Genomic DNA, 26,041 nt, shown 5'->3' with positions numbered 1-26,041 from the left:
CATCAACCTGACCGGCGATTACCTGTGGCGCTGCAGTACCAAGGTCGGCGCAGGAAAATTCAGGCCGCTACGGCCACTTCACCCGGCTTAACGTGCTTTATTTTCCGTTTTCTGAGACGACCCCTTCATCCCGATCCGCTGCAGTCCGCCGAGGTTTCGCCCATGAGCACATCCCCCGTCCTGTCCGCCCTTTACCGCTATCCCGTCAAGTCGATGCGGGGGCAACGGCTTGATGCCAGCCCTGTCGGCCCGCAGGGGCTGCCCTTTGATCGCAGCTGGATGGTTGCCGATCCGAACGGAAAATTCGTGACCGGCCGTACCTATCCCGAGCTGGTGCTGGTCGGCGCCGAGCCGTCGATTGAAGGGGTGACGCTATCGGCGCCGGGGCGGGCCAATCTGTTCGTGCCCAACAGCGCATTTGAGGTGGCGATCGAGAGCACCGTGTGGGGCGACCGGTTTCCGGGCTGGCAGGGTTCGGGCGAAGCGGACGCGTGGCTGTCGGCGTTTCTCGGCTCGCCGGTGCGGTTCTTGTGGACCGGCGCCGAGACGGCTCGCCGCGTGAAGGTGGACCCGGCCGTGCCCCTGTCGTTTGCAGATGGCTATCCGCTTCTGCTGATCGGCCAGTCGTCCCTCGACGATCTGTCGGCGCGCATCGGAAAGCCGGTGTCCATGTCGCGCTTCCGGCCTAACCTGGTGGTGTCAGGTGCCGAGCCATTTGCCGAGGACGGGTGGAAGCGCATCCGCATCGGCGAAGTGGTGTTCCGGATCGAGAAGCCCTGCGAGCGTTGTGTGTTCACCACGGTGGACCCGGAGACCGGCAGCAAGAGCCTGAATCAGGAGCCGCTGCGCACCCTGGCCACCTACCGCAGAACGCCGGCGGGGGTGATTTTCGGCCAGAACGTGATCGCCGAAAATAGCGGCGAATTGGTGCCCGGAATGTCTATAAGCATTCTCGAATAAAGCACAAAATACCGTTGCGGCAGTGCAACAAATTGCTCAAAAGTGGCGCTGATACTTGATCTTCGTCAATAGACCGTGAGTTTTGGGTTTTGAAAGTTATTGCCTAAAAAATGTAAGCAGATAATTCGCCGGGTTCGTTGCTTAAGGAGTCGACGTGTTCGGCAAGCTCAAGAAAAAACTATGGAGTGCGGCGGTGTTGCTGGCTTTTCTCGCAGCACCGGCCGCCTTCGCCGAAGATTCCCCCCCGACACCCGAAGAACTGGTCAAGATCCGTGCGGCCAATGACGCATGTCTGACCTGTCACTCCGAAGCGGGGCTCAAGAAGCCGCCCAAGGAAGGGCTGGATCTCAAGAAGCTCCGCAACCATCTGGTCGACCTGGGTACCTACACCACATCCGACCACGGCCAGATGGCCTGTTCCAAGTGCCACGGCGACGGTTACGACGACCACCCCCACGCCCCCAAGGCGAGGGAAGATCTGGCCGAGTGCCAGGACTGCCATGCCCGCAAGGCCATGCGCATCGAACGCCAGTTCGACAAGTCGGTGCACGCCGAGAACCTCAGCGACAAATTCACCTGCGCCACCTGTCACGACCCTCACGTGATGACCCTGGCGGCCAACCTGCGTGATCCCCACAAGATCGTGGCCCAGGACAACAAGATCTGCCTCGACTGCCACGATTCCGACATCGCCTTCGCCAAGATGGCGCCCGAGAAGAAGAAGCGTCCGGCCATCGACGACATCCACAGCTGGCTGCCCAACACGCGCCTGCACTGGAAGGCCGTGCGCTGCATCGAATGCCACTCGCCCACCGAGGACAAGCTGTCCCTGTCCCACGAGATCCAGAACAAGGAGAAGGCGGAGAAGAAGTGCGCCACCTGCCACAGCGCCAACAGCTCGCTGAATGCGCGCCTCTACCGGCACCTGGCGAAGGAAGAGCAGCACAAGTACGGCTTCCTCAATAGCGTGATCCTGAGCAATTCCTACGTGGTGGGTGCGACGCGCAATCCCACCCTTGACATGATCCTGATCGGCCTCTTCGCAGCCACGGTGGTGGGCGTGATCGGTCACGGCATCGTGCGCGCCCTGATGAACAGCCTGCGCCGGAGGAAGAACCATGACTAATCGCGTTTTCATGCTGCCCTTGTGGATCCGGTTGTGGCACTGGAGCAACGCGCTGGCGATCATCGTGCTGTCGATCACCGGCATCAGCCTGCACTTCTCCGATCCCAACCTGCCGCTGGTGGAGTTCTCGCTGGCCGCGCGCATCCACAACGTGGCCGGCGTGTGCCTGGCGGTGCTGTGGGTGGTGTTCGTGATCGGCAACATCGTCACCGGCAACTGGTGGCAGTACGTGCCCAAGCCCCCCGGCATCATCGGGCGCTGCATCAGCCAGATGAAGTATTACGGCGGCGGCATCTTCAAGGGCGAGCCGGAGCCTTTCCCGCCCACGCCGGAGGTCAATTTCAACGCGCTTCAGGCGATCACCTATTGGTCGATCATGTATCTGGTGCTGCCGATGGTGATCGCGACGGGGTTGGTGTTCCTGTATCCCCAGTTTGCGCCCGACACCCTCTTCGGTCTCGATGGCCTGCTCCCCATTGCCTTGCTGCATTACCTCGGGGCGGCGGTCATCCTGCTTTTCATGGTGAGCCACATCTACCTGGGCACCATGGGGCCGAAGGTGTCCAGCCTGTTCAAGATGATGATCACGGGCTGGTACGAGCATTGAGCTTCCCGAACAAACCAACAAGTCATCCCCAAGGAGAAACCAAGATGAAGTTCCGCACCTTTGCCGCCTCGCTCTCCGGCCTCTGCGCGGCAGGCCTGTTCCTGTCCGCCGATGCCCTCGCATTCGATGCCGATACCGCCCAGGCGCTGGCCAAGAAAGAAGGCTGTACCAAGTGCCACGCCGTCGACAAGAAGAAGGAAGCCAAGTCCCTCACCGAGATTTCCAAGTCGCTTAAGGGCAAGTCCGACGCCGAAGCCAAGCTGCTCCATCACCTCACCTCGGCTGAGATGGTCAAGTTCGAGGACGGCAAGGAGGAAGAGCACAAGGTCCTCAAGACCAAGGACAAGGCCGAAATCAAGAATCTGACCGACTGGATCCTGTCCCTCGGCAAGTAGGTGTTAGGGAAGGGCGTGCTTGCTCGCGCCCTTTCACGCAACAGCAGTATCAGGGAGATCAAAAATGAAGTTCTTGCGACAGTTGTTTGCCTCGTGCGTGCTGCTCGGGGCGCTGGCCGGAGCCACGGGTGCCGTGGCCGCCGATGCTGCACCGGCAGCGACCAAGGCTCCGGCCAAGGATCTGGTTCTGAAGGGCGACGCCAAGTGCACGTCGTGCCATGATGAATCGGACGAACCGAAGCTCCTGCATATCGGCAAGACCAAGCACGGCACCGTTGCCGACGGGCGCGCGCCGAGCTGCACCAACTGTCACGGCGAGAGCGATCTCCACACCAACAATCCGGCCAAGCTGAAGGAGCGTCCGCCCACCGACCGCAGCTTTGCCAAGAGCAGCAAGACGCCGGTGGCGGCCCGCAACGAATCCTGCATCTCCTGTCACCGCAAGGATTCGAAGCGCTCCCACTGGGAAGGCAGCGCCCACGAGCGCGCCGACGTGGCCTGTACCTCCTGCCACCAGCTTCACACCGCCAAGGACAAGGTGGCCGACAAGCGCACCCAGCCTGAGGTGTGCTTCACCTGCCACAAGGAACAGCGGGTCCAGGTCAGCAAGCCGTCGCACCACCCGGTGCTCGAAGGCAAGGTGGCGTGTTCCGACTGCCACAATGCCCACGGCTCCATCGGGCCCAAGCTCGTCAAGCGCGATAGCGTCGTCGACACCTGCTACACCTGCCACATGGAAAAGCGCGGCCCCTTCGTGCATAGCCACGAGCCCGTGAATGAGGATTGCGGCAACTGCCACAACCCCCACGGCACCGTCGCCGAGAGCATGCTGAAGTCGCGCCCGCCTTTCCTGTGTCACCAGTGCCATACCCCGCACGGTGGCCAGCTTGCCCAGTTGCGCGGCCAGCTGCCGCTCCAGCCGACCGCCACTTCCAGCGGCAAGTCCGGCATCAACTACACGCAGGCGCGCGGTTGCCTGAACTGCCACACCCAGATTCATGGCAGCAACAACCCCAGCGCAACCAATCCGACTCCGCAGTTCAACTTGCGCTGAGATCACGTTGGAGAACATCATGAGAACCGCGAATACACATCCGGGTTTCAGCCTCAAGATCGTTGCGCTGGCCCTGCTTGCCGCCTTTGGCAGCGCCGTCCATGCCGCGGACGACGAGATCGCCGCCCTGATCCGGCCCGACAGCAGCGTCTCGGTCGGCGCGGCCGGCCTGACCGGCACCAACAGCGAACGCAGCTGGTTCGGCCAGTACTCCGGCCTGCGCCGTGACGACACCTACCTCCTGCTCGATATCGACGTCATCAAACGCGACGCGGCCACCGGCACCTGGACCACCTTCCAGGGCCGTGACCTGGGCCTCGACACCCGCGAGATCCGCTTTGGCCAGCAGAAGCAGGGCGACTGGAAGTACAGCTTCGACTACAACGAGATGGTCCGCCACGACCCGCGCACCATCAATACCGGTGTGACCGGCACCGGCAGCAATGCGCTGTCGGTGACCCGGCTGGCCACGCCGGGCTCGGGCGACGACCTCAACCTCGACCTGAAGCGCAAGATCTTCACGGTAGGCGTCGAGAAGTGGCTCAGCAATTCGTTGCAGTTCGAGGCCAGCTTCCGCAACGAGGACAAGAACGGCGCTCGCCTGTTCGGCAACGGTTTCCAGTGCACCTCGGGCGCGGCGCCGTCGCCCACCTGCCCGGCGTCCGGCACCCAGTGGGCGCTGCTGATGCTGCCCGAGCCGATCAACTCGACCACGCAGCAGTTCGAGGCACGCCTCAACTTCTCCACCGAGAAACTGTTCCTGTCGGGCGGCTACTACGGCTCGTTCTACAACAACCAGTTCACCTCGATGGGGGCCACCGTCAATGGCAACCTGGGCAACCCGGTGGGTGATCCCATGTCGCCGGCGCTCACGCCGCAACTGCGCAGCATCCTGCAGCTGCCGATGGCACTGCCGCCCGACAACCAGGCGCACCAGATCTACCTGAGTGGCAACTACGCCTTCACGCCGACGACCAAGGCCAACTTCAAGTACGCCTTCACCCACGCGACCCAGACCGACAGCTTTGGCGCCTTCACCGGCGCGCCCGCCGGTCGCAGCAACCTGGGCGGCGAGGTGGACAGCGCGCTGTATCAGGCCGGCATCACGTCGCGGCCGATCCCCAAGCTGTCGCTGCTGGCCAACGTGCGCTACGAAGACCGCAACGACAAGACGCCCATCGAGTACTACAACCTCGAAGGCACCAAGGCCTTCACCAACGGCAACTACTCGCCGAAGCGCCTGGTGGGCAAGGCCGAGGCCAGCTACCAGCTGCCGGCGGGCTTCCGTGGCACCGTGGGCGCCGATTACGAGTCTGTCGATCGGGGCATGTTCGTGCCGACGAATTCGGTCGGCGGCATCAGCGGCCTGCGCCAGAAGACCGAAGAAGCCGGTTATCGCCTCGAGCTGCGTCGCGCGATGACCGAGACCCTCAGCGGTGCCGTGGCCTACCAGAACAGCGACCGCTCCGGCGGGACCTGGCTCAAGCCCAATACCGGCCTGGGCGTCACGCCCACCAGCGACGGGGCGATCTACAACCGCACGGCGATCTTCCCGATGACGATGGTCGATCGCAACCGCGAGAAGGTCAAGGCGTCGGCCGACTGGTCGGCCACCGAGCGGCTCACGCTGCAGTTCATGGCCGAATGGGGTGAGGACAAGTTCTCGGCGCCGACGACCAAGGGCCTGCGCGCGAGCTACATGGGCTTCTACGGCATCGACGCCGTGTATGCGCTCAGCGACGACTGGCGGCTCACCGGCTTCTGGTCTCGCGGCGACCAGACCACGCACATCGACCACTCCACCGGCTATATGGCGGCGCTGCGCAACCGCACCGAGACCTTCGGCCTCGGCATCAACGGCAAGCCCAGCGGACGTCTGACCGTAGGCGGCGATCTGCTCCTGAGTGCCGACAAGGACAAGTACCAGCAGGATCTCGACGCCAGCGCCTCGGCCGCCAGCAAAACGCTGCTCGCCACCTCCGGCGGCTTGCCCGACGTGACCTTCCGTCAATTCACGGCGCGGATGTTCGGCAAGTATGCGATCGAGAAAAACTCGGCCGTGCGTGTGGATTTCATCCACCAGCGCACCAAGCTCAACGAGTGGACCTGGGGCTACAACGGCACGCCCTTCGTGTATTCCGACAACACGACCGTCTATCTCAATCCGAAGCAGAGCGTGAGCTACCTCGGCGCGACCTACATCGTCGCCTTGCCGTAACTGCTCAGGCTGTCCCAGACGAAGAAACGCCCCCGAAAGGGGGCGTTTCTTCTTTGAGGTGGATGGCGGCGCGGGGCAGCCACCGTAAAGCCGCCGCCGCTCAGCGGGCGATCGGCTTGTAGCGGATACGCTTGGGCTTGGCGCCTTCTTCGCCCAGACGCTTGCGCTTGTCTTCTTCGTATTCCTGGTAGTTGCCGGCGAAGAAGGTCCACTGGGAATCGCCTTCGGCGGCCAGGATGTGGGTGCAGATCCGGTCGAGGAACCAGCGGTCGTGGGAGATGATCAGCGCGCAGCCGGCGAATTCCAGCAGCGCATCTTCCAGGGCGCGGAGGGTTTCCACGTCCAAGTCGTTCGACGGTTCATCAAGGAGCAGCACGTTGCCGCCGGCCATCAGGGTCTTGGCCAGGTGCAGTCGGCCGCGCTCGCCACCCGAGAGGTTGCCCACGAGCTTCTGCTGGTCGCCGCCCTTGAAGTTGAAGCGGCCAATGTAGGCCCGGCTGGGCATTTCGAACTTGCCGATGGTGAGGATGTCGGCGCCGCCGGCGAGCTCGTCGAACACCGTCTTGGTGCCGTCGAGGCAGTCGCGGGATTGATCGACGTAGGCGATCTTGACCGTGGGGCCGATCACCACTTCGCCGGTGTCGGGTTTGTCCTGGCCGGTGATCATCTTGAACAGGGTCGATTTACCGGCGCCGTTGGGGCCGATGATGCCGACGATGGCGCCCGGCGGAATGCTGAAGTTCACCTTGTCCATCAGCAGCTTGTCGCCAAAGCCTTTGGACACGTCGGTGAATTCGATGACCTTGTCGCCCAGACGCTCGCCCACCGGAATGAAGATTTCCTGGGTTTCGTTGCGCTTCTGGTATTCGACGCTGGACATTTCCTCGTAGCGCGCGAGACGGGCCTTGCTCTTGGCCTGGCGCGCCTTGGGGTTGGAACGCACCCATTCGAGCTCCTGCTTCATCGCCTTCATGCGGGCGCCTTCCTGCTTGGACTCCGTCTCCAGGCGCTGCTCTTTTTGCTCGAGCCAGCTGGAGTAGTTGCCCTTCCAGGGGATGCCGTGGCCGCGGTCGAGTTCGAGAATCCACTCGGCGGCGTTGTCGAGGAAGTAGCGGTCGTGGGTGACGGCCACCACGGTGCCCGGGAAGCGGCACAGGAACTGTTCGAGCCACTCGACGGATTCGGCGTCGAGGTGGTTGGTGGGTTCGTCGAGCAGCAGCATGTCGGGGCGCGACAGCAGCAGCTTGCACAGGGCCACGCGGCGCTTCTCACCGCCGGAGAGCGGGCCAATCCTGGCGTCCCAGGGCGGCAGGCGCAGGGCGTCGGCGGCGATCTCGAGCTGGGTTTCCACGTCGGCACCGCTGGTGGCGATGATGTTCTCGTACTTGGCCTGGAGCTCGGCCAGCTTGTCGAAATCGGCGTCGGGCTCGGCGTAGGCGGCGTAGACCTCTTCGAGCTTCTGCTTGGCTTCCATCACCTCGCCGAGGCCGGATTCGACCTCTTCGCGGACGGTCTTGTCCGGATCGAGCTGGGGCTCCTGGGGCAGGTAGCCGATGGACATGTTGGGCTGCCACTGGACTTCGCCGTCGTATTCCTTCTCGACACCGGCCATGATCTTGAGCACGGTGGATTTGCCCGCGCCGTTCAGGCCGAGCAGGCCGATCTTGGCGCCGGGGAAGAACGACAGGGAAATGTCCTTGATGATCTGCCGCTTGGGCGGGACGATCTTGCTGACGCGCAGCATGGACATGACGTATTGAGCCAAGGTGTGTGCCTTTCTGATTGATTGGGGTGGATTCGGGGAAGGCCCGCCGTCGTTTCGCTCAAGGCGGAAGCACGGGGCGATCCGGTGAAAATCTCGCGGTGGCGGCATTATCCCAACACTTGCGCCGCGCGTCATCGAAGGCGATCAACACGGAGCCGGTTGATCCGCTGATCGGGGCTGGTGCGGGGAGGGTGTCGCGCGGCAGGGCAACGGCCTTGGGGCATGCCAGCGGGCGGCGACATTAGCACATCGGGCGATGGCGTGCGTGCTGCGGACTCGTTGGATGGGAATCGAGCCCCAACCGCCAGGCATCGTCGTCACTGACCGCGATGCCTGGCGGGAGGAGGCTCAGCGCCGGATGATCCGGCCGTCGTGCACGCTGACCTTGTCGCCCGGGCCGTAGTTGGGTCGGTCCTTGACACGCACTTCGCGGTCGACACCATCTGCGAAGCGGACGGAGACATCCCAGTAATGATCGGCAAGGGCCCGGGAGCCAAGGGCGCTGCCGGCCATCGAGCCGCCGATGCTGGCCGCCAGGGACGCGGCCGTGCGGCCCGAGCCAGCGCCAATCTTGCTGCCGAGCATGGAGCCGATCACCGCGCCGCCAATGGCGCCAACGACGCGGCCGGTGGTGCTGCCCACCTCGGATTCGGCAATGCTCATCACCACGCCGTTGCCGGACGGGGCCGGCGCAGTGGCGGCCTGCTCCCCGGTGGTGGCGCAGGCAGTGAGCGAAAGGGCAAGGAAGGCCGCCGAGACGCGTGCGCCAAGGCGGCGCGAAAGCTTGGACGAGATCGGCATGACTTATTCCGGCGTGGCGTTGAGGTAGTACATGGCCGCCAGCAGCGGGCCGGGCTGGCCGAAGCCGCCAAACCAGCGGTCGTAGATCTCGCCGATGCCAGGGGAGCGGTAGAGCGCCGAAAGCGAGCGGTTGACGGCGAGGCGGAAGCTCGGGTCGTGGCGCATCATCAGCGCGTAGGGTTCCATGGAGGCGTCTTCGTCCACCAGCGACAGGGCGTTGAGATCCCTGGCCTTGCGGGCGACGCCGATGAGGATCAGGCGGTCGTTGGCGTAGGCGTCGAAATGGCCGGCCTCGACAGCGGCCAGACCTTCGAGTTCGTTCTTGACGGTGACCACGGTGGCGGTGATGGCGCGCTGGGCGAAGGCCTGGCGGAGGGCGGCCTCGGTGGTGGTGCCCGCGGTGACGGCCACCGTGCCGTTGGCCAGGTCGGCGATGCGGCGTACGTTGCGGTCGTTGCGGACCAGCAGGCCGGTGCCATCCACGAAGATCAGGTTGGAGAAATCAACGGATGCCTGGCGGGACAGGGTGGCGCTGGTGGTGCCGCACTCGAGATCGACCTTGCCGCTGGTTACCTGATCGATGCGGTCGGCGGAGGTGACGGGCACCCACTTCACCTGCAGCCTGGGCAGCTGGAGGGTTTCCTTGATGCTGTCGGCGACGCGCAGGCACAGGTCGACCGAGTAGCCGTCGGGCCGGCCTTCCGCATTGATGAAGGAGAAGGGGGCGGATTCGGCACGGTGCCCGAGGGCGATCACGCCGGTGTCGCGGATCTTCTTGAGGGTGCCGGTGAGTTCGGGGCTTTGCGCCGAGGCGCCGGGCGCGATGCCGGAGAGGAACAGGCCGCCGATTAGGGCAAGGGTGGGAGCAAGACGGAAACAGGAGGCAGCGCGACGCATGGGGGAAGTCTCCACAGGACGAGTAGGGGCACTGGCATTCTATCGTCAAATGGGACTGTCATAGTCGTCCGGGCTGGACGTCTGGCGGGGGCGTGCCGCTGATTAGTGGGCCGAACTGAGGCTGAGGAAGATGCGGTCCTGCTCTTCCGGCGAGAGGAAGTAGGGGTAGAGCGTGCGCACACCGGGGTCGCCGGTGCCGCCGTACAGGGCGATCTGCTCGTCCATGTGGGCGAGCTCCAGGTGGAGCAGGACCGCCGGGGCGTTGACCCGTGGGCAGATGCGTTCTTCACCGATGTAGCTGAAGCCGATCATGCGCTGGTAGAACCCGGCGTGGCGGGGATGGACTTCGATGACCACGTCGGTGACCCCGTGGATCAGGCGGCCGTGGATGTAGACCAGATGGAGCAGGGCGCCCAGCACTTCCTTGGCGTTGTGGTGGGTGTCCATCGCCAGCCGGGTGAGCTCGCACAGGCGGGCGCCGCGGCTGCGCAGGTGATCGAGTTCTTCGGGGTAGAGCGCGTCGGCGAGGATGCCGTCGCGGCCATCCAGGCCCAGGGTGACGGTGCCGAAGATCTCGTGTTCGTCGGATGCCACCAGGGTGATGCGGTCGGGGCGGGTGGCGTGGAGGTCGGTGTCGACGGGCGCGAGGCCGCGCCACTCATACATGCGTTCGATCAGCAGCCGTACCGCGTGATCGTGCCGATGCGGGTCCGCGCACTCGACCGTGTAGGTGGTCGTCCGGTTGGTGCCGAACTCGGGAAATTCGACTTCGTCTGGACGAAAAGGGGACGCGCGGACGCTGGTGTTCATCGGATGCATGATGCCTTCCACATCCGTGAAGCCATGTGCGAAATATCTCACACGAATTTTAAAGTATGACGACTACCCCGCTGAATGTGCGCGCACTGAGGAACTAGTTCTCGGCGCAGTCATGCGACGAACTGCAGCTGGGCGAGTCGTGCGTAAAGCCCATCCTGGGCAACAAGCTCGGCGTGGCTGCCTTGCTGGACGATGCGCCCTCCGTCGAGCACGATGATCCGGTCGGCCTTCTGGACGGTGGCCAGCCGGTGGGCGATGACGAGCGTGGTGCGGCGGCGCATCAGGCCGTCGAGGGCGGTCTGGACCACCCGCTCGCTCTCGGCGTCGAGGGCCGAGGTGGCTTCGTCGAGGAGCAGCACCGGTCGGTCGGCGAGGATCGCCCGGGCGATCGCGATGCGCTGGCGCTGGCCGCCAGAAAGGCGCACGCCGCGTTCTCCCAGATCGGTGTCGTAGCCTTCGGGCAGGCGGGTGATGAACTCGTCGGCGAAGGCCGCGGCGCAGGCGGCGCGCACCTCGTCGAGGCTGGCGTCGGGGCGCGCGTAGCGCACGTTGTCGGCCACGCTGGTGGCGAAGATCACCGCATCCTGGGGCACCAGCGCGATGCGTTGGCGGATGGCGAGTGGGTCGGCGGCGGTGAGATCGACGCCGTCCAGGACCACCCGGCCGGCCTGGGGATCGTAGAAGCGCAGCAGCAGCTGAAAGACGGTGCTCTTGCCGGAGCCGGACGGGCCGACCAGGGCGACCGTCTCGCCCGGTGCGATGGTGAGGGTGAAGTCGTCCAGCGCCGGGGTGTCGGGCCGGCTGGGGTAGAAGAAGCGGACGCGCTCGAAGGCCAGATCCCCCCGGGATGGCTCGGGCAGGGGCTGGGGCCGGACCGGGGCGAGGATCGCGGGCGTGGCGCCCAGAATGTCCATCAGCCGCTCGGTGGCGCCGGAGGCTCGCTGCAGGTCGCCCCATACCTCTGACAGCGCGCCGACGCTGCCGGCCACCAGCGCCGCATAGAACACGAAGGCCGACAGCTCGCCCGCCGAGAGCCGGCCCGCCAGCACGTCGTGGCCGCCTACCCACAGGATGAAGGCCACCGCGCCGAACACCAGCAGCATCACCGCGGCCACCAGCCGGGCCCGGTTGGCGACGCGGTCGCGGGCGGTGTCGAAGCTGGATTCCACCAGCCGGCCAAAGTCGCGGCGGTCGGCGTCCTCGTGGCCATAGGCCTGGACGATGCGGATCTCGTGGATGGTTTCGTCGATGCGGTTGCCCAGCTCGGCCACGCGATCCTGGCTCTCGCGGGCCAGGCTGCGCACCCGCCGGCCGTACAGGATGATCGGCACCACCACCAGCGGCACTCCGCCCACGGTGAGCAAACTGAGTTTGAGGCTGGTGGTGAACAGCATCACCAGCCCGCCGATGAGCAGCAGCGCGTTGCGTAGCGCAATGGAGAGGCTGGAGCCGATGACGTTTTCGAGCTGGGTAGTGTCGGCGGTGAGACGCGAGATCACCTCGCCGGTGCGCCCGGCCTCGAACCACGCCGGTGGCAGGGTGAGCAGATGATCGAAGATCCGCCGGCGGATGTCGGCCGTGACCCGCTCGCCCAGCCACGACACGTTGTAGAAGCGCAGATAGGTGGCGCCAGCGAGGAGCACGATCAGTCCACCCATGGTGGCGAGGGTGCGGTCGAGCCAGGCTGGGTCGCCCGCCGAGAAGCCCTTGTCGATCACCGCCCGCAGGCCCTGGCCGACGGCCAGCATGGTGCCGGCGGCGATCACCAGGGCGATGGCGGCGATGAAGACACGACGACGATAAGGGGAAAGCAGCTGGACGAGAATGCGGAACATGAAAGCGCGGCGGAACAAACAGTAATGCGCAGTATGACGGAGGGACGGTAAGCTATGGCGCTCGTCTTCCGGAATCCTGAATCTATGCTGTCTTCTTCACCGCTTACCGCCGGGGTCACGCTGTTGATCGCCTTGCTGATGTTCGGCACCTGCTTTGCCGTGGGCAAGGGGCGCCACCGTTATGGCGTGGCCGCGCCGGCCGTCACCGGGCATCCGGTTTTCGAGCGGCTCTACCGCGTGCAGATGAACACCCTCGAATGGGCGGCGATGACCTTGCCGTGCCTGTGGATCTGCGCCGCCTACGTGAGCGACGCTACCGCTGCAGCGCTGGGTGGCGTGTGGCTCGTGGGCCGCGTGTGGTACGCCGTGGGCTACGCGAAGGCGCCCGGGCTGCGGGCGAAGGGCTTTACCGTGGCGGCGCTGGCCTTCGGGGGGCTGGGGCTTCTCGCCGCTGGCGGGGTGATCGCGCAACTGGCGGGGGTGAAATGATGAAGCGGATGTCTGTGATGCTGGCCGCTGCGCTGGCTGCCTCCGGCGCGCTGGCCGCGCCACCCTTGCCGGCACTGCGGGCGGACGGATCGGCGGTGACCGTCTCGGGGATCTCGTCCGGCGGCTACATGGCGGGGCAGTTTCAGGTGGCGTACTCGAAGCTCGTGCGGGGGGTCGGCATCCTCGCCGCCGGGCCGTACGACTGCGCCGACGGCAGTGTCATCCGGGCCATGACCGCGTGCATGGCGCCCAACCGCTGGATGCCGCCGCCCAAGCCCGCCGACATCAAGCCGCGGATCGAATCCCGCGCCCGGCTCGATCTCATCGACCCGCCCTCGGCGCTGGCCGACGACAAGGTGTGGGTGCTCACCGGCAGCGCCGACCACACCGTCGAACGCCCGGTGGTCGATGCGCTGATGGGCTTCTACCAGCAGTGGGTGCCGGCCGCCTCCACGCGGCTGGTGACGCTGCCCGGTGCGGGGCACGCGATGATCTCGGTGGCCGATGGCAAGGCCAACGCCTGCGATACCTCCGAACCACCCTTCATCAACCGCTGTGGCGATTTTGATGCGCCCGGCGAGCTCCTTGGTTTCCTGCTCGGCGGGCTCAACCCGAAGGTGGTGCCGGAGCCCGGCAACCTCGTCAGCTTTGACCAGCGGCCCTTCATCGGCGGCGCACCCATCGATATCAGCATGGCGGACGAGGGCTTCGCGTATGTGCCGGCCGCCTGCCGCGCGGGCGGCTGCCGGGTGCATGTGGCGTTTCATGGCTGCCGGCAGGGCGTGGATGCGCTGGGCCGGCGCTTTGCCGAAGGGGCCGGCTACAACGCCTGGGCCGAATCGAACCGGCTGGTGATCCTCTATCCGCAGGTGGTGGCCCGGAGCGGCTGGGCGTCGGGATCAATGCGCTGGGTGTACAACCCGAAGGGCTGCTGGGACTGGTGGGGCTACAGCGCGGTGGATTACGCCACCCGCAACGGGCCGCAGATGGTGGCGGTGCGCAAGATGATTTCCAGGCTGGCCGACGCGCCAGCACGGTGAACGAAAAAATCCGGCCGAGGCCGGATTTTTTGTGGGCGGGCCGGAAGGCTCACTTCTCGACGAAGGCCCGTTCGATGACGTAGTCGGCCGGCGCGCCGATGTGCGGCGAGATCTTGAAGCCGCGGGCGTCTAGCATCTTGCAGCAATCGTCGAGCATGGCCGGGCTGCCGCAGATCATGGCGCGGTCGAGGGCCGGATCGATGGGGGGAAGGCCGGTGTCTTCGAACAGCTTGCCGGTTTCGATGACCTCGGTGACACGGCCCTGGTTGCGGAATTCCTCGCGGGTCACGGTGGGGTAATACACCAGCTTCTGGCGCACTTCCTCGCCAAAGAATTCGTTCTGGGGCAGTTCCTGCTCGATGAACTCGCTGTAGGCCAGCTCGGAGACGTAGCGTACGCCGTGGAGCAGCACGACCTTCTCGAAGCGCTCGTAGGTTTCCGGGTCCTGGATCACGCTCATGAACGGGGCGAGGCCGGTGCCGGTCGAGAACAGGTACAGGTTCCGGCCGGGCAGCAGATCGTGGAGCACCAGGGTGCCGGTGGGCTTCTTGCTCACCACGATCGGATCGCCCGGCTGCAGGTGCTGCAGGCGCGAGGTGAGCGGGCCGTTGGGCACCTTGATGCTGAAGAACTCCAGGTGCTCTTCGTAGTTGGGGCTTGCGATGCTGTAGGCGCGGGTGAGGGGGCGGCCGTCCACCTCCAGGCCGATCATCACGAACTGGCCGTTCTCGAAGCGCAGGCCAGTGTCGCGGGTGACCTTGAAGCTGAACAGGGATTCGTTCCAGTGACGGACTTCGAGGACGGTTTGGGTGCTCAGCTTGCTCATGATTGCGTCTGAAACGGATGTTGTGATGCAGCAATTCTAGTTGTTGGCGTAAATCTGTAAAATGGTTTGTATTGATATATTTATTCGATTTTATAGATATATGAAGTACACCCTACGCCAGCTGGAAATATTCGTGGCCGTCGCCCGGCACCAGAGCGTCTCTCGCGCCGCGGACGAGCTCGCCCTGTCCCAGTCGGCCACCAGCACGGCGCTGGGCGAGCTGGAGCGCCAGTTCGACACCCAGCTCTTTGACCGCATCGGCAAGGCCCTGCGCCTCAACGAGCTGGGCAAGACGCTGCTGCCCCACGCGGCGCAGCTCATCGGCCACGCCGCCGAGATCGAAACCCTGCTGGCCCGCAAGATGGATTTCGGGCCGATCCAGATCGGCGCCACGCTCACCATCGGCAATTACCTCGCCACGCTGATCGCCGCGGACTTCCTGCGCCGGCACCCGAGCGCGCGGGTGAAGCTGTCGGTGCATAACTCGGCGACGATCATCCATCAGGTTGCCCACTACGAGCTCGACCTGGGGCTGATCGAAGGCAGCTGCCGGCATCCCGACCTGATCGTCGAGCCCTGGGTGGATGACGAGCTGGTGGTGTTCTGCGCGCCGGGGCATCCGCTCGCCCGGCCCGGGAAGGTGGGCGTGGATGAGTTGCTGACCCAGGATCTGATTCTGCGCGAAGTGGGCTCGGGCACCCGCGAGACCTTCGACCAGGCCCTGCGTCACGTGGGCGGCCCGCTCAAGGTGCGGCTCGAACTGGAACACACCGAGGCCATCAAACGGGCGGTGGAGAGCGGGCTGGGGATCGGCTGCATCTCGCGGCTGGCGCTGCGGGAGGCCTTCCGCCGGGGCAGCCTGGTGCCCCTGGATACGCCGGAGCTGGATCTGCGCCGGCAGTTCCAGTTCGTCATCCATCAGCGCAAGTATGTGACAGCCGGAATGAGCGAGTTCATCGCCCTGTGCCGGCAGATGACCGCCGGCGTCACCCGCAGTGACCTGATCCAGCTCCCTTTCATCCCCTGAATAACCCACAACAGGCGTGGGCAAGGCTGTGGACAAACTGTGGGGGCCGCTGTCATCTGCCGGACACAAAAGGGTTTTTTACGCTTGCTTAAAAATAGGTCAATTCTGTTCAAACCGGATTTTGGATAGTTTCAATCTATTCACAAAAATCCGGGGACAAGCTGTGGATAAGCTGTGCGGCAGTGCAGCAAGTTAATGATCGAAAAGGATAAAGGGTCACTGCCTCAATTTGGTGCAGGGTGTTTTGAGGTCGATTTAGTGGGTAGTTTTCCCCAGCGGACGTGGGCAAGGGTGTGGACAAACTGTGGGGGCGGGCGGCAACACCTTCTGCCGAAAGGGAATTGTTCCATTGCCTAAATTTTAGGCAGCCATCGTCGGGCCGGGTGTGGCGGTGGCGGGTAGAATCTGCGCCTTCCGACAAATCTGCATGAAGCGCCCCGATGAATTCCGCCGTCCGCTACACGATCCAGGCTGTCCAGCCGGCCGCCCATCTGTTTGAAGTCACGCTGCACCTCGACGCGCCAGACCCTGCCGGGCAGGTGTTCAGCCTGCCGGCGTGGATTCCCGGCAGCTACATGATCCGGGAGTTCGCGAAGAACATCGTCAGCCTGACTGCCCAGCGCGGCGACACGCCGCTCGTGGTGACGCGGCCCGACAAGCACACCTGGCGCCTGCCCGCCGGCGTGACGGGCCCGGTGACGCTGCGTTACACCGTGTATGCGTGGGATCTGTCGGTGCGCACGGCGCATCTGGATCAGACCCACGGCTTCTTCAACGGCACCAGCGTGTTCTTGTGCGCCCATGGTTTCGAGAATGCGGCCCATCAGGTGGATATCCTGCCGCCTGTCGGCCTTGAAAATGCCGGCTGGCGCGTTGCCACCAGCCTGCCCGAGGCCGGCGCCGAGCGCTATGGCTTTGGCCGCTATCAGGCCGAAAGCTACGACGCGCTGATCGACCATCCGGTGGAGATGGGCACCTTCTCGCTGGCGGAGTTCAACGCCTGCGGTGTGCCTCACGCGGTGGCGATCACCGGCCGCCACGATTGCGACCTCACGCGCCTGGTGGACGACCTGAAGCCGGTGTGCGAGGCCCAGATCCGGCTGTTTGGCGAGCCGGCGCCGATGGACCGTTACGTCTTTCTGGTGATGGCGGTGGGGGACGGCTATGGCGGCCTCGAGCACCGGGCGTCCACCGCGCTGCTGTGCAGCCGGGCCGATCTGCCCCACGCGGGCATGGAAGCGCCGACGGAAGGCTATCGCCAGTTCCTCGGCTTGTGCAGCCACGAGTATTTCCACACCTGGAACGTGAAGCGCATCAAACCCGCGGCCTTCGTGCCCTACGATCTTTCGCGTGAGAACTACACGCGGCTGCTGTGGGCCTTCGAGGGTTTCACGTCTTACTACGACGACCTGATGCTGGTGCGCACCGGACGCATCACTCGGGCGGATTACCTCACCCTGCTGGGCAAGACCATCAGCCAGGTGCACAAGGGTAGCGGCCGGCGCAAGCAGAGCGTGGCCGAGTCGTCCTTCGAGGCGTGGACCAAGTATTACCGCCAGGACGAGAACAGCCCGAACGCCATCGTGAGCTATTACACCAAGGGCGCGCTGGTGGGCCTGCTGCTGGATCTCAACCTGAGGACCGACAGCCAGGGCCGCACGAGCCTCGACGACCTGATGCGGGCCCTGTGGCAGCGCCACGGCCAGACGGGCGTGGGTGTGGCCGAAGACGGGCTGTGCGCCCTGGCCGCCGAGCTGGGCGGTGCGGCGTTGGGCGACTGGCTGCGGGAGATCGTCGACGGCACCGGCGAGCTGCCGCTGGAGGCGTGGCTCAAGCGCGTTGGTGTTGATCTGGCCTGGGAGGCGCCCAGCGAGGCGCCGGGCATCGGTGTGCGTACCACCGCGGATGGCGACGCGCTGAAGATCGCCAACGTGTTCGACGGTGGTCCGGCCCAAGGCGCGGGGCTGTCGGCGGGCGACGTGCTGGTGGCGCTGGATGGGCTGAAGGTGACGTCTGGTAATTTCGACAAGCTGCTGGCCCGGCGCATGGCCGGCGAGCGGGTGGAGATCCACGTCTTCCGCCGGGACGAGCTGATGCGCTTTGATGTGGAATTGCGCGCCGCACCGGCCGATGTGGCGAAGCTGGTTCTGGCCGACGACGCGCCGGCATCGGTGATGGCCCTGCGGGAAGGGTGGCTCGCAGGCTAATCTTGCGTTGCGCCCTGCGACGCGTAGTGCAGGTAGAACCCGAACAGCACCGACGCCGCCACGGTGCTGAGCACCGCCGCTTGCCAGAAGCCCGCCACGCCCTGGGGCGGCAAAAGGCTGCCCAGCCCGTGGAAGCTCAGCCAGTTGCCACCGGCGAGGCCGATGCCCCAGAAACACAGGGTGTGGATCAGCATCGGCCCGAAGGTGATCTTGTAGCCGCGCAGGGCGTGGGCCGCGACGGTCTGGATGGCGTCGAAGAACTGGTAGAGGCAGATGTAGATCACCAGCGAGGCGGCGAGGTCACGCACCGCCGGATCGGTGGTGTAGGCGGCCATGACGGGCTCGCGGACGAACCACACGCCAATGCTCACCAGCGTCGATAGCCCGGTGGCGAACACGATGCCGGCCCGGGCGGCGCGCCGTGCGCCGGTGCCGTCGTGCCCGCCCAGCGCCTGGCCGACCAGCACCAGGGTGGCGATGGCGATGGCCAGGGGCAGCATGTAGATCAGCGCCGACAGGTTGCCGACGATCCGGTGACCGGCCACCACCGTGGCGCCCAGCCGGGCTACCAGAAGAGCAATGAGCGTGAACGAGGTGATCTCGACAAAGCTCGAGAAGCCCATTGGCAGGCCCAGCCGCAGAAGCTCGCCAAGCTGGGCGGCCCGGGGCGGTTGCCAGCGGGAGAACAGGTGGTAGGGCTGATAGGCGGGCGTGCGCTGGACGTGGATCAGCGCTGAGACCACGGCCAGCCAGCAGATGCAGGCGCTCGACACCGCGCAGCCGACACCACCCATTGCTGGCAGGCCCAGGTGGCCGTTGATGAGTGCCCACGACAGGGGAATGTGCACCGCCGTGGTGGTGAGGCTGATGAACATCAGCACCCGGGTGCGCCCGAGGGCGTTGGTGAAGGCGTAAAAGGTGCGGTACAGGAAAGCCGCCGGCAATCCCCAGGCAATGGTGGCGAGGTAATCCCGGGCGCGGGTGTCCACCTCCGGGCTCACGTCGGCGAGCTGCATCAGCCAGTCCGGGTGGCGCAGGAAGAGCATCGCCGGCACCGACAGGGCCAGGGCCAGCCAGAAGCCTTGCTGCACGGCGGGCCCGATCTCGTCGTTGCGACCGGCGCCCACATGGTGGGCCACGGTGGGCGCCACCGCCTGCAGAATGCCCACCATCAGCATCACCACCGAAATGTAGATGCCGCTGCCCACCGCCACGGCGGCGAGGTCGGTGGTGCCGTAGCGGCCCGTGAGTACGGTGTCGCTGACCATCTGGGTCATCGACGAGAGCTGGGCGATCAACACCGGCCAGGCGAGGGCGGCGATGCGCTGGAAGAGGGCGACGGGGGATTTCATGGGCGGCGTAGTGTAGCGCGGTGGGGCGGGGTGTTTCAGGCGAAGTAGCCGTGCAGGAACCACCCGTGGGGCGGCCGCCGATCCCGGAAGACCCACACCAGGCTGCGGTCGCGGCGGCGGGCTACGTAATAGTCGCGGGCGATCTCGGCGTCGTCGCCATCCCACCAGCCGGATTCGATGCGTTCGGGGCCGGCGAGAAGGTTCTCGGCCGCTGGCTGTTGGATGGGGCGCGGCTCGGCCAGCAGCCACAGGGGGCGCGGTGCGGCAGGCAGGGCGTCGGGAGCCGCGGTTGCGCGTGGCCGGGCGAGGGGATCGACCCGTCGCCAGGCGAGTTCCGGCCGGTGGTCGGGGTGGGTGGCGAGGCAGCGCACGGCGTCGTTGCCGAGGCGCGCGCGCAGGGTCGCGACGAGGAGGTCGGGGTCGCCGTCTTCGCCGGCTTTGGCATCGAACAGATCGCTGCGGGGTGGGGCGATGGGGCGCGGTGCGTCGGCCTCGATGCGCAGGGTGTCTACCGGTGCGGGCAGGGCCTGGCGGCTCAGGTGCTCCCGGGCCAGCAGCTGGCAGCGGGCCATGTCGCGGGTGAGGGTGCCGAGCACGATGTCGAGCCGGGCTTCCCGCGCAAGGCCCCGATGGGCGCTGGTGAGGGCTTCGAATTCCAGCACCAGGGAGAAACGCTCCAGCCCGGCCTGACGTCCGTCCAGCCATCCGCCCAGCCCGCCGAGCAGACGGCGCACGGCGAAAAGCAGGGTATCCACCTGATCGCTGGGCGCCGGCAGGGGCAGGCTGGCGGTGTAGTGTTCCGGTGCGACATACCACCGGCGCGGGTCGGGGGTGGCGCCGTAGGCGCGATCGAGCAGATCGGTGATCGCCTGGGCCTGACGCCGGGCGAGTCCGCTGCGGGGCAGTCGGCGGACATCACCCAGGCAGCGGGCGCCGATGCCGGCGAGGAGTTCGTGGGTGTCCGCGCCGAGGCCGGGCTCGTCGGCCAGGATGCCGAGGGGCAGGGCGTCGAGGGCTTCCGGCAACTTTGCGGGGTCGGTGATCTGGCTGCCTGGGGCGCAGCGGGCCAGCCAGCGGGCAGCCAGCGGGGTTGGTGCTACGGCGAGCCGGGCGGTGAAGCCCAGCTCGGTCAGACCGTCGGTGATGGCTGCGCAGGCAGGGTCGAGCCCGCCGAAGAGACGCAGACTGGCGCGGATCTCGAGTTGCAGGGTGGCGGGCGGATCAAGGCTGACTGACGAGGTGAAGCGCCCGGCCCAGCCTGCGATCTCTGCAAGGGCGGCGGTTTCCCGGGCGATATCCCGATCAATCAGTGTCAGGCTGGGCAGGAGCGCCAGGGCGCTGGCGCGCTTGAGCCCGGCTTCGATTCCGGAGGCCTGGGCGGCAGGCGTTGCTGCCAGTACGCGCTGGCGCGGACGGGGGCTGAGAACCGCCAGCGGGCCAGCTTCAGCCTGCCCCCGTGCGAAGACCTGCAGGGGCAGATCGGGCAGGTAGAGGGCGCACCAGAGCATGGATGACGGCATGACCGGAAGGCTGGGTGGATTGGGGCGATGGCGCCGGCGTGACGGGCAGTCGGGGCAGATCAATGGCGACCGGGCCGGCCAGTTGTGGGCCGCGGCGCTTGAGCACGCGCACGTCCACCCCGCCATCCCGTGCCGTAAGCGCAAGACGCAGCACTGCTGGCGATGGCTGGCCCGCCACTGTGGCAGGCCGTATCAGGATGAGTGTCGTGGCGCTTTCTTCAGCAGCCAGCTGAAGTCGGCGAAGGGCGCCGTTGTCGGCCTCGGCCAGCCACATCACGACGGCTGCGCAGCTATGGGAGTTGAGCGACTGGCGGGCCGCCCAGCGAGCATGGGCGGGGCTTTCGGCATCAACGAGGAGCAGCCGCTCGAGGGGAATGCCCGCGCCAGAGAGGGCCGGCGCATAAAGCTGGCCTGGCGGCGCAATGCAGACGGCCCAGCGCCTTTCGGGCACCCGCTGGAGCAGGGGCAGGATCAGTCCGAGCTCACCGACACCGGTATGGGGGACGAGGATCTCGGTGAGCGCGCCGACCGGCCAGCCCTTGCCGGGCAGTACGGCATCCAGGGCGGCATGGCCGGTGGCAATGCCGGGCGCTGCCGAGGCAACTTGATCGCCACGCCACACAAGATGCTGCAGCGCGTCTGGGGAACGAAGGACAGAAACAGCCGGAGGCGCCATGGCAATAAATGAACTAGGCTGTGATTGAACGCTTCATGCCTTGCTCGCCAGGTGCCGCAGCGCGGTTGCCTGCCGATTGCAGGGCAGGGCGACCGTTTGTGCTGACGAGGATCAGAGGCTGTCGTTGCGGATCAGACCGACCGCGAGGCCTTCGATTTCCAGCGGCTCGTTGCGGGTGTCGACAATGATGGGTTCAAAGTCGGGGTTGGCCGGCAGGAGTTCGACGATCGGCCCCTTGCGGGACAGGCGTTTCACGGTGACGTCGTCTTCCATGCGGGCCACGATGATCTGGCCGTCCCGGGCTTCGGTGGTGCGATGGACGGCGAGCAGATCGCCGTCGAGGATGCCGGCGTCGCGCATGCTCTGGCCGCGAACCTGGAGCAGGTAATCGGCCCGGGGCGAGAACATGTTGGGGTCAACATGGAAGCGGCGCTGGATGTGCTCGGCGGCAAGAATGGGGCTGCCTGCAGCCACCCGCCCGACGAGGGGCAGGCCGAGGGATTCGACGAGACGGATGCCCCGGGCACGGCCTTCTTCCAGCGAGATGACGCCCTTGCTGGCGAGGGCGCGCAGATGGGTTTCGGCGGCGTTAGGGGATTTGAAGCCAAACGCAGTACAGATTTCCGCCCGCGTGGGGGGGCGACCTTCGTGCTCGACGGTATCGCGGATGAGTTGAAGGATTTCCTGCTGACGGGCGGTGAGTTGTTCTGACACGGCATACTCCTGAAGTCTTATGTAATTATATACAGCGTTTTGCGCATGACAAGCTGTAGATGGGCTTTCCGGGGGGCTCTGCTCGTGATAAACATCAAAATCTGAAGACAAAGCGCTTGAGGCCGGGGCGCCAATGGACTATTCATTCAAGGGTGCCCGTCGCGCGCCAATAGCCTGACGAGGCATCATAAGCAAAGACAAGAAGAACAGAGAACAGCACGTGTCCGAATCGCCTAATCAGCAGGGCTCCGCTTGCCGGGCCCTCAGCCCCCAGAGGAGATTTTCATGCTTGTCAGCCCTCAACACGCTTCGGGTAGAGTTCTCAAGGCGGCTCGGTTAGAATCCCCCGCCGAAGCGGGAGGCCTGACCGAAGGCCAGCCCGCACCGCTCTTTTCCCTGCCCGATGCCGACATGGAAATGTTCGATCTGGCGTCGGTGCTGGGCACCCACCACGTTGTGCTGTATTTCTATCCCCGTGACAACACGCCCGGCTGCACCCGTCAGGCGATCGATTTCAGTGATCACGATGCCGATTTCGCGAAGGAAAAATGTATCGTGATCGGCATCAGCCCCGATGACTGCCTCACCCACGCTGATTTTCGCGACCAGCACGGCCTGTCGGTCGAGCTTTTGTCCGACGAAGATGGCGACGTGTGCAGGCTTTACGGTGTGTGGCAGTCGGCGGTGGTGGATGGCGTCATGAAACGCAGCGTGCGTCGTTCGACCTTCATCATTTCCAGCGATGGCGTGCTCCGCCATGTGCTGCACGATGTGAATCCCCGTGGCCACGCGGCCGAAGTCTTTCAGCTGGTAAAGCAACTCAACTCAAGGAATGTAAATGGAAATCGCCAAGAACACGGTCGTCACGCTTGATTACTCGGTCAAGGACCCGGATGGCAACATGATCGACGACGGTCACCACCCGCTGGTGTACCTCCATGGCGGTTACGACGGCATCTTCGCCGTGATCGAGGAAGCGCTCCACGGCAAGCAGGTCGGCGAGAAGCTGACCATCAAGCTGGCCCCGGAAGATGCCTTTGGCGAGTTCGACGAAGAGCTGGTGCTGGTGGAAGACGCCTCCCTGTTCCCGGACAACATCGAAGTGGGCATGTCTTTCGAGCGCGTTGGCGACAACGACGACGAGGAAATGGTCTACCGCATCACCGACATCGCCGACGGCAAGGTGGTTGTCGATGGCAACCATCCTCTTGCCGGTACCGCGCTGATCTTCGACATCACCGTGAAGAGCGTGCGCGCCGCCAGCGCCGAAGAAATCGGCCACGGCCATGTGCATGGCGAAGGTGGTCATCACCACTGATCTCATGTCGGCTGAGGGGCGCGAAGGTGCCCGGGTTCTCAGCCGGTTCATGGATTCGAGCGGACCGCCTGGCGGTCCGTTTTCTTTGGGATGTGCAGACTCCAAATGGAAGCTCAAAGCTTGCTGAAGGTCGAGCAGTTACGGGTTGAACTCGGGCCGAGGGACAAACCTCTGCGTCCGGTGGATGGCATCAGCTTCGAGGTGTCGGCGGGACGCACGCTGGCGCTGGTGGGCGAATCGGGCTGCGGCAAGTCGATGACGGCGCTTGCCTGCATGGGGCTGTTGCCCGCCGGCGGACGGATCACCGCCGGGTCGATCGTGCTGGGCGACGAGGCCCTGCACACCATGCCCGAGACGCAGATGCGCGATGTGCGCGGCAACCGGCTGGCCATGATCTTCCAGGAGCCGGCTACCAGCCTCAATCCGGTGATGACCGTCGGCGACCAGATCGGCGAGGTGCTCGTCCGCCATCGGGGGCTGCATGGCCGTCCGGCCTGGGATGAAGCCGAACGGCTGCTCACGGCCGTCGGCATCCCCGATCCCGCGCGTCGTCTGGGGGAGTACCCGTTCCAGCTCTCTGGCGGCATGAAGCAGCGGGTGATGATCGCCATCGCCCTGGCCGGCGATCCAAAGGTGCTGATCGCCGACGAGCCGACCACCGCGCTCGACGTGACGATCCAGGCCCAGGTGCTCGATCTGCTGGCAGAGCTGCAGGCAAGCCGCGGCATGGGCATGCTGCTGATCACCCACGATCTGGGCGTGGTCTCGCGGATGGCCCATCGGGTTGGCGTGATGTACGCTGGCGAGCTCGTCGAGACGGGTCCGCGCGAAGTCTTCTTCAGCGAACCGCTGCACCCCTATTCACGCAAGCTGTTCGCCGCGCTCCCCACGTCGGAGCAGCGGGGCAGGGCGCTGGAGACGCTGGTCGGGCAGGTTCCCCGACTGGGCGAGCGTCACCCGGGTTGCCGCTTTGCCGATCGTTGCCCGCAGGTCCACGAACGTTGTCGCCGCGTGGCGCCCGCCATGCATGGCGTGGGTGAGCAGGCTGTGCGCTGCCATCTATATGATCCGGTCGAAAAGATGGGCTGGGTGGAATCGCCCCGTCAGCCCGATGCGGTGCTCACCCGTCACGCGAGTGAGGGCAAGGCGCTCGAGGTGGATGCGCTACAGGTTCACTTCCCGGTGCGGAAGGGGTTGTTCCGGCGCGTGGTGGGTTACGTCAAGGCGGTGGACGGCGTTTCGCTCGATGTGCCCGCCGGAGAGACGCTGGCGCTGGTCGGTGAATCCGGTTGCGGCAAGACCACTGCCGGCAAGGCGCTGCTCAAGCTGGTGCCTTCAAGCGGCGGCAGCGCCCATTATGGCGAGCACGATCTTCTGGCCTTGTCGCCGCGCCAGTGGCAGCCACTGCGGCGCGATCTGCAGATGATCTTCCAGGATCCTTTTGCGTCGCTCAATCCGCGAATGCGCGTGGGCGAGATTCTCGAAGAAGGGATGCTGGCGCTTGGCGTCGAACCTGATATGTCGGCCCGGTCTGCTCGTATCGACGGGCTGTTGCGTCGGGTCGGGCTCGATTCGGCCATGCGCCATCGTTTTCCCCACGAGTTCTCCGGCGGCCAGCGTCAGCGCATCGCCATCGCCCGGGCGCTGGCGGTGTCGCCGAAGCTGATCGTCTGCGACGAACCGACGAGCGCCCTGGATGTGTCGGTGCAGGCGCAGATCCTCAACCTGCTGCGTGAACTGCAGGCCGAGTATGGGCTGTCGTATCTGTTCATCACCCACAACCTGGCTGTCGTGGATTACCTCGCCCACCATGTGGCGGTGATGTACCTGGGCAGGATTGTCGAGCGAGGGCGTGTCGAGGAGGTGCTGCGCGATCCGCGTCATCCTTACACCCGGATGCTCCTTGATGCCGTGCCCAGGATTGAGACTGCCGGGCTTTCCAAGCGGGCGGGCGCCAAGGGGGACATGCCATCACCGCTCAATCCGCCAAAGGGTTGCCACTTTCATCCCCGGTGCGCTGTTGCGAACGACGCATGTCGAACGAGCTACCCGGACGAAGTTTCGGTTTCGGCGACCCGCGTGGTGCGTTGTCACTTGGTATCCAGAGATGGGTGATGCCAAGGTGCAGACATCAACGCAAGTTTGCGCGTGTGTCGTTGGTTTGAATTAATTTCGCCAAACCTCTTGACGAGTTCTGATAGTTCTTTATAATTCGGCCCTCTTCGCAGCGCAGTTGTTCAGCGCGGTGTTGAGGGGAATGGCCCGGAAGTGTTGGGTTGTTCTGGCGCAGTCAGGTGTTTGCAGCGAAGTTTAAAAAGATTTCGCGAAATGCTTGACGGAGCTGAAAGGCTCTGTATAATGCGCACCTCTTCGCTGCAGCGCGCAGCGGTTCTTT

The 26,041-nt window shown here is 65.2% G+C and carries 23 protein-coding genes; 13 read left to right on the top strand and 10 right to left on the bottom strand.

Annotation, left to right across the window (positions count from 1 at the left end):
• The 6 genes from GH681_RS21290 to GH681_RS21265 all read left to right on the top strand — a co-directional run.
• Positions 1-960: MOSC domain-containing protein (locus GH681_RS21290; RefSeq protein ID WP_228112019.1), on the top strand; the 960-nt coding region annotated here is incomplete at its 5' end.
• Between the two features lie 154 nt (positions 961-1,114).
• Positions 1,115-2,086, top strand: a complete 972-nt coding sequence (locus tag GH681_RS21285; RefSeq protein WP_153163552.1) for a cytochrome c3 family protein — start codon at positions 1,115-1,117, stop codon at positions 2,084-2,086.
• Positions 2,079-2,693, top strand: a complete 615-nt coding sequence (locus GH681_RS21280; protein WP_153163551.1) for a cytochrome b/b6 domain-containing protein — start codon at positions 2,079-2,081, stop codon at positions 2,691-2,693. The genes GH681_RS21285 and GH681_RS21280 overlap by 8 nt, the downstream gene beginning before the upstream one ends.
• 44 nt (positions 2,694-2,737) lie before the next feature.
• Positions 2,738-3,088: a c-type cytochrome gene (locus tag GH681_RS21275; protein WP_153163550.1), complete on the top strand. Its 351-nt coding sequence runs from the start codon at positions 2,738-2,740 to the stop codon at positions 3,086-3,088.
• Positions 3,089-3,152: 64 nt separating this feature from the next.
• Positions 3,153-4,142, top strand: a complete 990-nt coding sequence (locus GH681_RS21270) for a DmsE family decaheme c-type cytochrome (protein ID WP_153163549.1) — start codon at positions 3,153-3,155, stop codon at positions 4,140-4,142.
• Positions 4,143-4,161: 19 nt separating this feature from the next.
• The gene (locus GH681_RS21265) at positions 4,162-6,360 is read left to right on the top strand and encodes an MtrB/PioB family decaheme-associated outer membrane protein (RefSeq protein ID WP_194271309.1); all 2,199 of its coding nucleotides are present in this window, start codon (positions 4,162-4,164) and stop codon (positions 6,358-6,360) included.
• Between the two features lie 100 nt (positions 6,361-6,460).
• Here the strand turns inward: GH681_RS21265 and ettA are convergent, their stop codons facing one another.
• The 5 genes from ettA to GH681_RS21240 form a co-directional block, all read right to left on the bottom strand.
• Positions 6,461-8,125: an energy-dependent translational throttle protein EttA gene (gene ettA / locus GH681_RS21260; RefSeq protein WP_153163547.1), complete on the bottom strand. Its 1,665-nt coding sequence runs from the start codon at positions 8,123-8,125 to the stop codon at positions 6,461-6,463.
• Between the two features lie 348 nt (positions 8,126-8,473).
• Positions 8,474-8,926: a hypothetical protein gene (locus GH681_RS21255; protein WP_153163546.1), complete on the bottom strand. Its 453-nt coding sequence runs from the start codon at positions 8,924-8,926 to the stop codon at positions 8,474-8,476.
• 3 nt (positions 8,927-8,929) lie between these two features.
• Positions 8,930-9,823 carry an amino acid ABC transporter substrate-binding protein gene (locus GH681_RS21250; RefSeq protein WP_153163545.1) on the bottom strand — a complete coding sequence of 298 codons (894 nt, stop codon included), beginning with the start codon at positions 9,821-9,823 and terminating at the stop codon, positions 8,930-8,932.
• A gap of 102 nt (positions 9,824-9,925) precedes the next feature.
• Positions 9,926-10,642, bottom strand: a complete 717-nt coding sequence (locus GH681_RS21245) for a long-chain N-acyl amino acid synthase (protein WP_228112018.1) — start codon at positions 10,640-10,642, stop codon at positions 9,926-9,928.
• Positions 10,643-10,752: 110 nt separating this feature from the next.
• Positions 10,753-12,477: an ABC transporter transmembrane domain-containing protein gene (locus GH681_RS21240; protein WP_153163544.1), complete on the bottom strand. Its 1,725-nt coding sequence runs from the start codon at positions 12,475-12,477 to the stop codon at positions 10,753-10,755.
• Positions 12,478-12,561: 84 nt separating this feature from the next.
• Here GH681_RS21240 and GH681_RS21235 point away from each other — a divergent pair, with 84 nt between their 5' ends.
• Together GH681_RS21235 and GH681_RS21230 are read left to right on the top strand one after the other, a co-directional pair.
• Entirely contained in the window at positions 12,562-12,966 is a 405-nt protein-coding gene (locus tag GH681_RS21235; RefSeq protein WP_153163543.1) for an MAPEG family protein, read from the top strand.
• On the top strand, positions 12,966-14,006 hold the full coding sequence (locus GH681_RS21230; protein ID WP_228112017.1) for a PHB depolymerase family esterase: 1,041 nt from the start codon (positions 12,966-12,968) through the stop codon (positions 14,004-14,006). The genes GH681_RS21235 and GH681_RS21230 overlap by 1 nt, the downstream gene beginning before the upstream one ends.
• A 49-nt stretch (positions 14,007-14,055) precedes the next feature.
• On the opposite strand, the gene GH681_RS21225 is transcribed toward GH681_RS21230, so the two are convergent.
• On the bottom strand, positions 14,056-14,832 hold the full coding sequence (locus GH681_RS21225; RefSeq protein ID WP_153163542.1) for a ferredoxin--NADP reductase: 777 nt from the start codon (positions 14,830-14,832) through the stop codon (positions 14,056-14,058).
• 100 nt (positions 14,833-14,932) lie between these two features.
• On the opposite strand from GH681_RS21225, the gene GH681_RS21220 reads away from it, so the two are divergent.
• Entirely contained in the window at positions 14,933-15,859 is a 927-nt protein-coding gene (locus GH681_RS21220) for a LysR family transcriptional regulator (RefSeq protein ID WP_153163541.1), read from the top strand.
• Between the two features lie 440 nt (positions 15,860-16,299).
• Positions 16,300-18,066 (top strand): M61 family metallopeptidase, encoded by a 1,767-nt coding sequence (locus GH681_RS21215; protein ID WP_153163540.1) that lies wholly within the window; start codon positions 16,300-16,302, stop codon positions 18,064-18,066.
• On the opposite strand, the gene GH681_RS21210 is transcribed toward GH681_RS21215, so the two are convergent.
• The 4 genes from GH681_RS21210 to lexA form a co-directional block, all read right to left on the bottom strand.
• A complete protein-coding gene (locus GH681_RS21210) occupies positions 18,063-19,418 on the bottom strand; it encodes an MATE family efflux transporter (protein WP_153163539.1) in 1,356 nt (451 codons plus the stop codon). The genes GH681_RS21215 and GH681_RS21210 overlap by 4 nt on opposite strands.
• Before the next feature lie 35 nt (positions 19,419-19,453).
• Complete coding sequence (locus tag GH681_RS21205; RefSeq protein ID WP_153163538.1) at positions 19,454-20,926, bottom strand: DNA polymerase Y family protein; 1,473 nt, start codon at positions 20,924-20,926, stop codon at positions 19,454-19,456.
• Positions 20,862-21,614 (bottom strand): translesion DNA synthesis-associated protein ImuA, encoded by a 753-nt coding sequence (gene imuA, locus GH681_RS21200; protein WP_153163537.1) that lies wholly within the window; start codon positions 21,612-21,614, stop codon positions 20,862-20,864. Before imuA ends, GH681_RS21205 begins: the two co-directional genes overlap by 65 nt.
• A 111-nt stretch (positions 21,615-21,725) precedes the next feature.
• On the bottom strand, positions 21,726-22,328 hold the full coding sequence (lexA, locus tag GH681_RS21195) for a transcriptional repressor LexA (protein ID WP_194271308.1): 603 nt from the start codon (positions 22,326-22,328) through the stop codon (positions 21,726-21,728).
• A gap of 285 nt (positions 22,329-22,613) precedes the next feature.
• On the opposite strand from lexA, the gene GH681_RS21190 reads away from it, so the two are divergent.
• The 3 genes from GH681_RS21190 to GH681_RS21180 all read left to right on the top strand — a co-directional run bounded on the left by GH681_RS21190 (position 22,614) and on the right by GH681_RS21180 (position 25,761).
• Entirely contained in the window at positions 22,614-23,201 is a 588-nt protein-coding gene (locus GH681_RS21190) for a peroxiredoxin (RefSeq protein ID WP_153163536.1), read from the top strand.
• Complete coding sequence (locus tag GH681_RS21185) at positions 23,167-23,646, top strand: peptidylprolyl isomerase (protein ID WP_153163535.1); 480 nt, start codon at positions 23,167-23,169, stop codon at positions 23,644-23,646. Before GH681_RS21190 ends, GH681_RS21185 begins: the two co-directional genes overlap by 35 nt.
• A gap of 105 nt (positions 23,647-23,751) precedes the next feature.
• The gene (locus GH681_RS21180) at positions 23,752-25,761 is read left to right on the top strand and encodes an ABC transporter ATP-binding protein (RefSeq protein ID WP_153163534.1); all 2,010 of its coding nucleotides are present in this window, start codon (positions 23,752-23,754) and stop codon (positions 25,759-25,761) included.
• Positions 25,762-26,041 lie beyond the last annotated feature (280 nt).

Source organism: Zoogloea sp. 1C4, assembly GCF_009469605.1.
Lineage (GTDB): Bacteria > Pseudomonadota > Gammaproteobacteria > Burkholderiales > Rhodocyclaceae > Zoogloea > Zoogloea oryzae.
This window is presented reverse-complemented; position numbering and strand designations above follow the sequence as displayed.

What these genes read in the sequence shown, in the direction of transcription:
- GH681_RS21225 (WP_153163542.1), bottom strand. Translation starts at nt 14,832, where the DNA reads ATGAGCAAGCTGAGCACCCAAACCGTCCTCGAAGTCCGTCACTGGAAC.
- GH681_RS21185 (WP_153163535.1), top strand. Translation starts at nt 23,167, where the DNA reads ATGGAAATCGCCAAGAACACGGTCGTCACGCTTGATTACTCGGTCAAG.
- GH681_RS21215 (WP_153163540.1), top strand. Translation starts at nt 16,300, where the DNA reads ATGAATTCCGCCGTCCGCTACACGATCCAGGCTGTCCAGCCGGCCGCC.
- GH681_RS21250 (WP_153163545.1), bottom strand. Translation starts at nt 9,823, where the DNA reads ATGCGTCGCGCTGCCTCCTGTTTCCGTCTTGCTCCCACCCTTGCCCTA.
- GH681_RS21235 (WP_153163543.1), top strand. Translation starts at nt 12,562, where the DNA reads ATGCTGTCTTCTTCACCGCTTACCGCCGGGGTCACGCTGTTGATCGCC.
- GH681_RS21190 (WP_153163536.1), top strand. Translation starts at nt 22,614, where the DNA reads ATGCTTGTCAGCCCTCAACACGCTTCGGGTAGAGTTCTCAAGGCGGCT.
- GH681_RS21210 (WP_153163539.1), bottom strand. Translation starts at nt 19,418, where the DNA reads ATGAAATCCCCCGTCGCCCTCTTCCAGCGCATCGCCGCCCTCGCCTGG.
- GH681_RS21280 (WP_153163551.1), top strand. Translation starts at nt 2,079, where the DNA reads ATGACTAATCGCGTTTTCATGCTGCCCTTGTGGATCCGGTTGTGGCAC.
- GH681_RS21245 (WP_228112018.1), bottom strand. Translation starts at nt 10,642, where the DNA reads ATGCATCCGATGAACACCAGCGTCCGCGCGTCCCCTTTTCGTCCAGAC.
- GH681_RS21255 (WP_153163546.1), bottom strand. Translation starts at nt 8,926, where the DNA reads ATGCCGATCTCGTCCAAGCTTTCGCGCCGCCTTGGCGCACGCGTCTCG.
- GH681_RS21270 (WP_153163549.1), top strand. Translation starts at nt 3,153, where the DNA reads ATGAAGTTCTTGCGACAGTTGTTTGCCTCGTGCGTGCTGCTCGGGGCG.
- GH681_RS21240 (WP_153163544.1), bottom strand. Translation starts at nt 12,477, where the DNA reads ATGTTCCGCATTCTCGTCCAGCTGCTTTCCCCTTATCGTCGTCGTGTC.
- GH681_RS21265 (WP_194271309.1), top strand. Translation starts at nt 4,162, where the DNA reads ATGAGAACCGCGAATACACATCCGGGTTTCAGCCTCAAGATCGTTGCG.
- GH681_RS21275 (WP_153163550.1), top strand. Translation starts at nt 2,738, where the DNA reads ATGAAGTTCCGCACCTTTGCCGCCTCGCTCTCCGGCCTCTGCGCGGCA.
- imuA (WP_153163537.1), bottom strand. Translation starts at nt 21,614, where the DNA reads ATGGCGCCTCCGGCTGTTTCTGTCCTTCGTTCCCCAGACGCGCTGCAG.
- GH681_RS21230 (WP_228112017.1), top strand. Translation starts at nt 12,966, where the DNA reads ATGAAGCGGATGTCTGTGATGCTGGCCGCTGCGCTGGCTGCCTCCGGC.
- GH681_RS21180 (WP_153163534.1), top strand. Translation starts at nt 23,752, where the DNA reads ATGGAAGCTCAAAGCTTGCTGAAGGTCGAGCAGTTACGGGTTGAACTC.
- GH681_RS21220 (WP_153163541.1), top strand. Translation starts at nt 14,933, where the DNA reads ATGAAGTACACCCTACGCCAGCTGGAAATATTCGTGGCCGTCGCCCGG.
- GH681_RS21205 (WP_153163538.1), bottom strand. Translation starts at nt 20,926, where the DNA reads ATGCTCTGGTGCGCCCTCTACCTGCCCGATCTGCCCCTGCAGGTCTTC.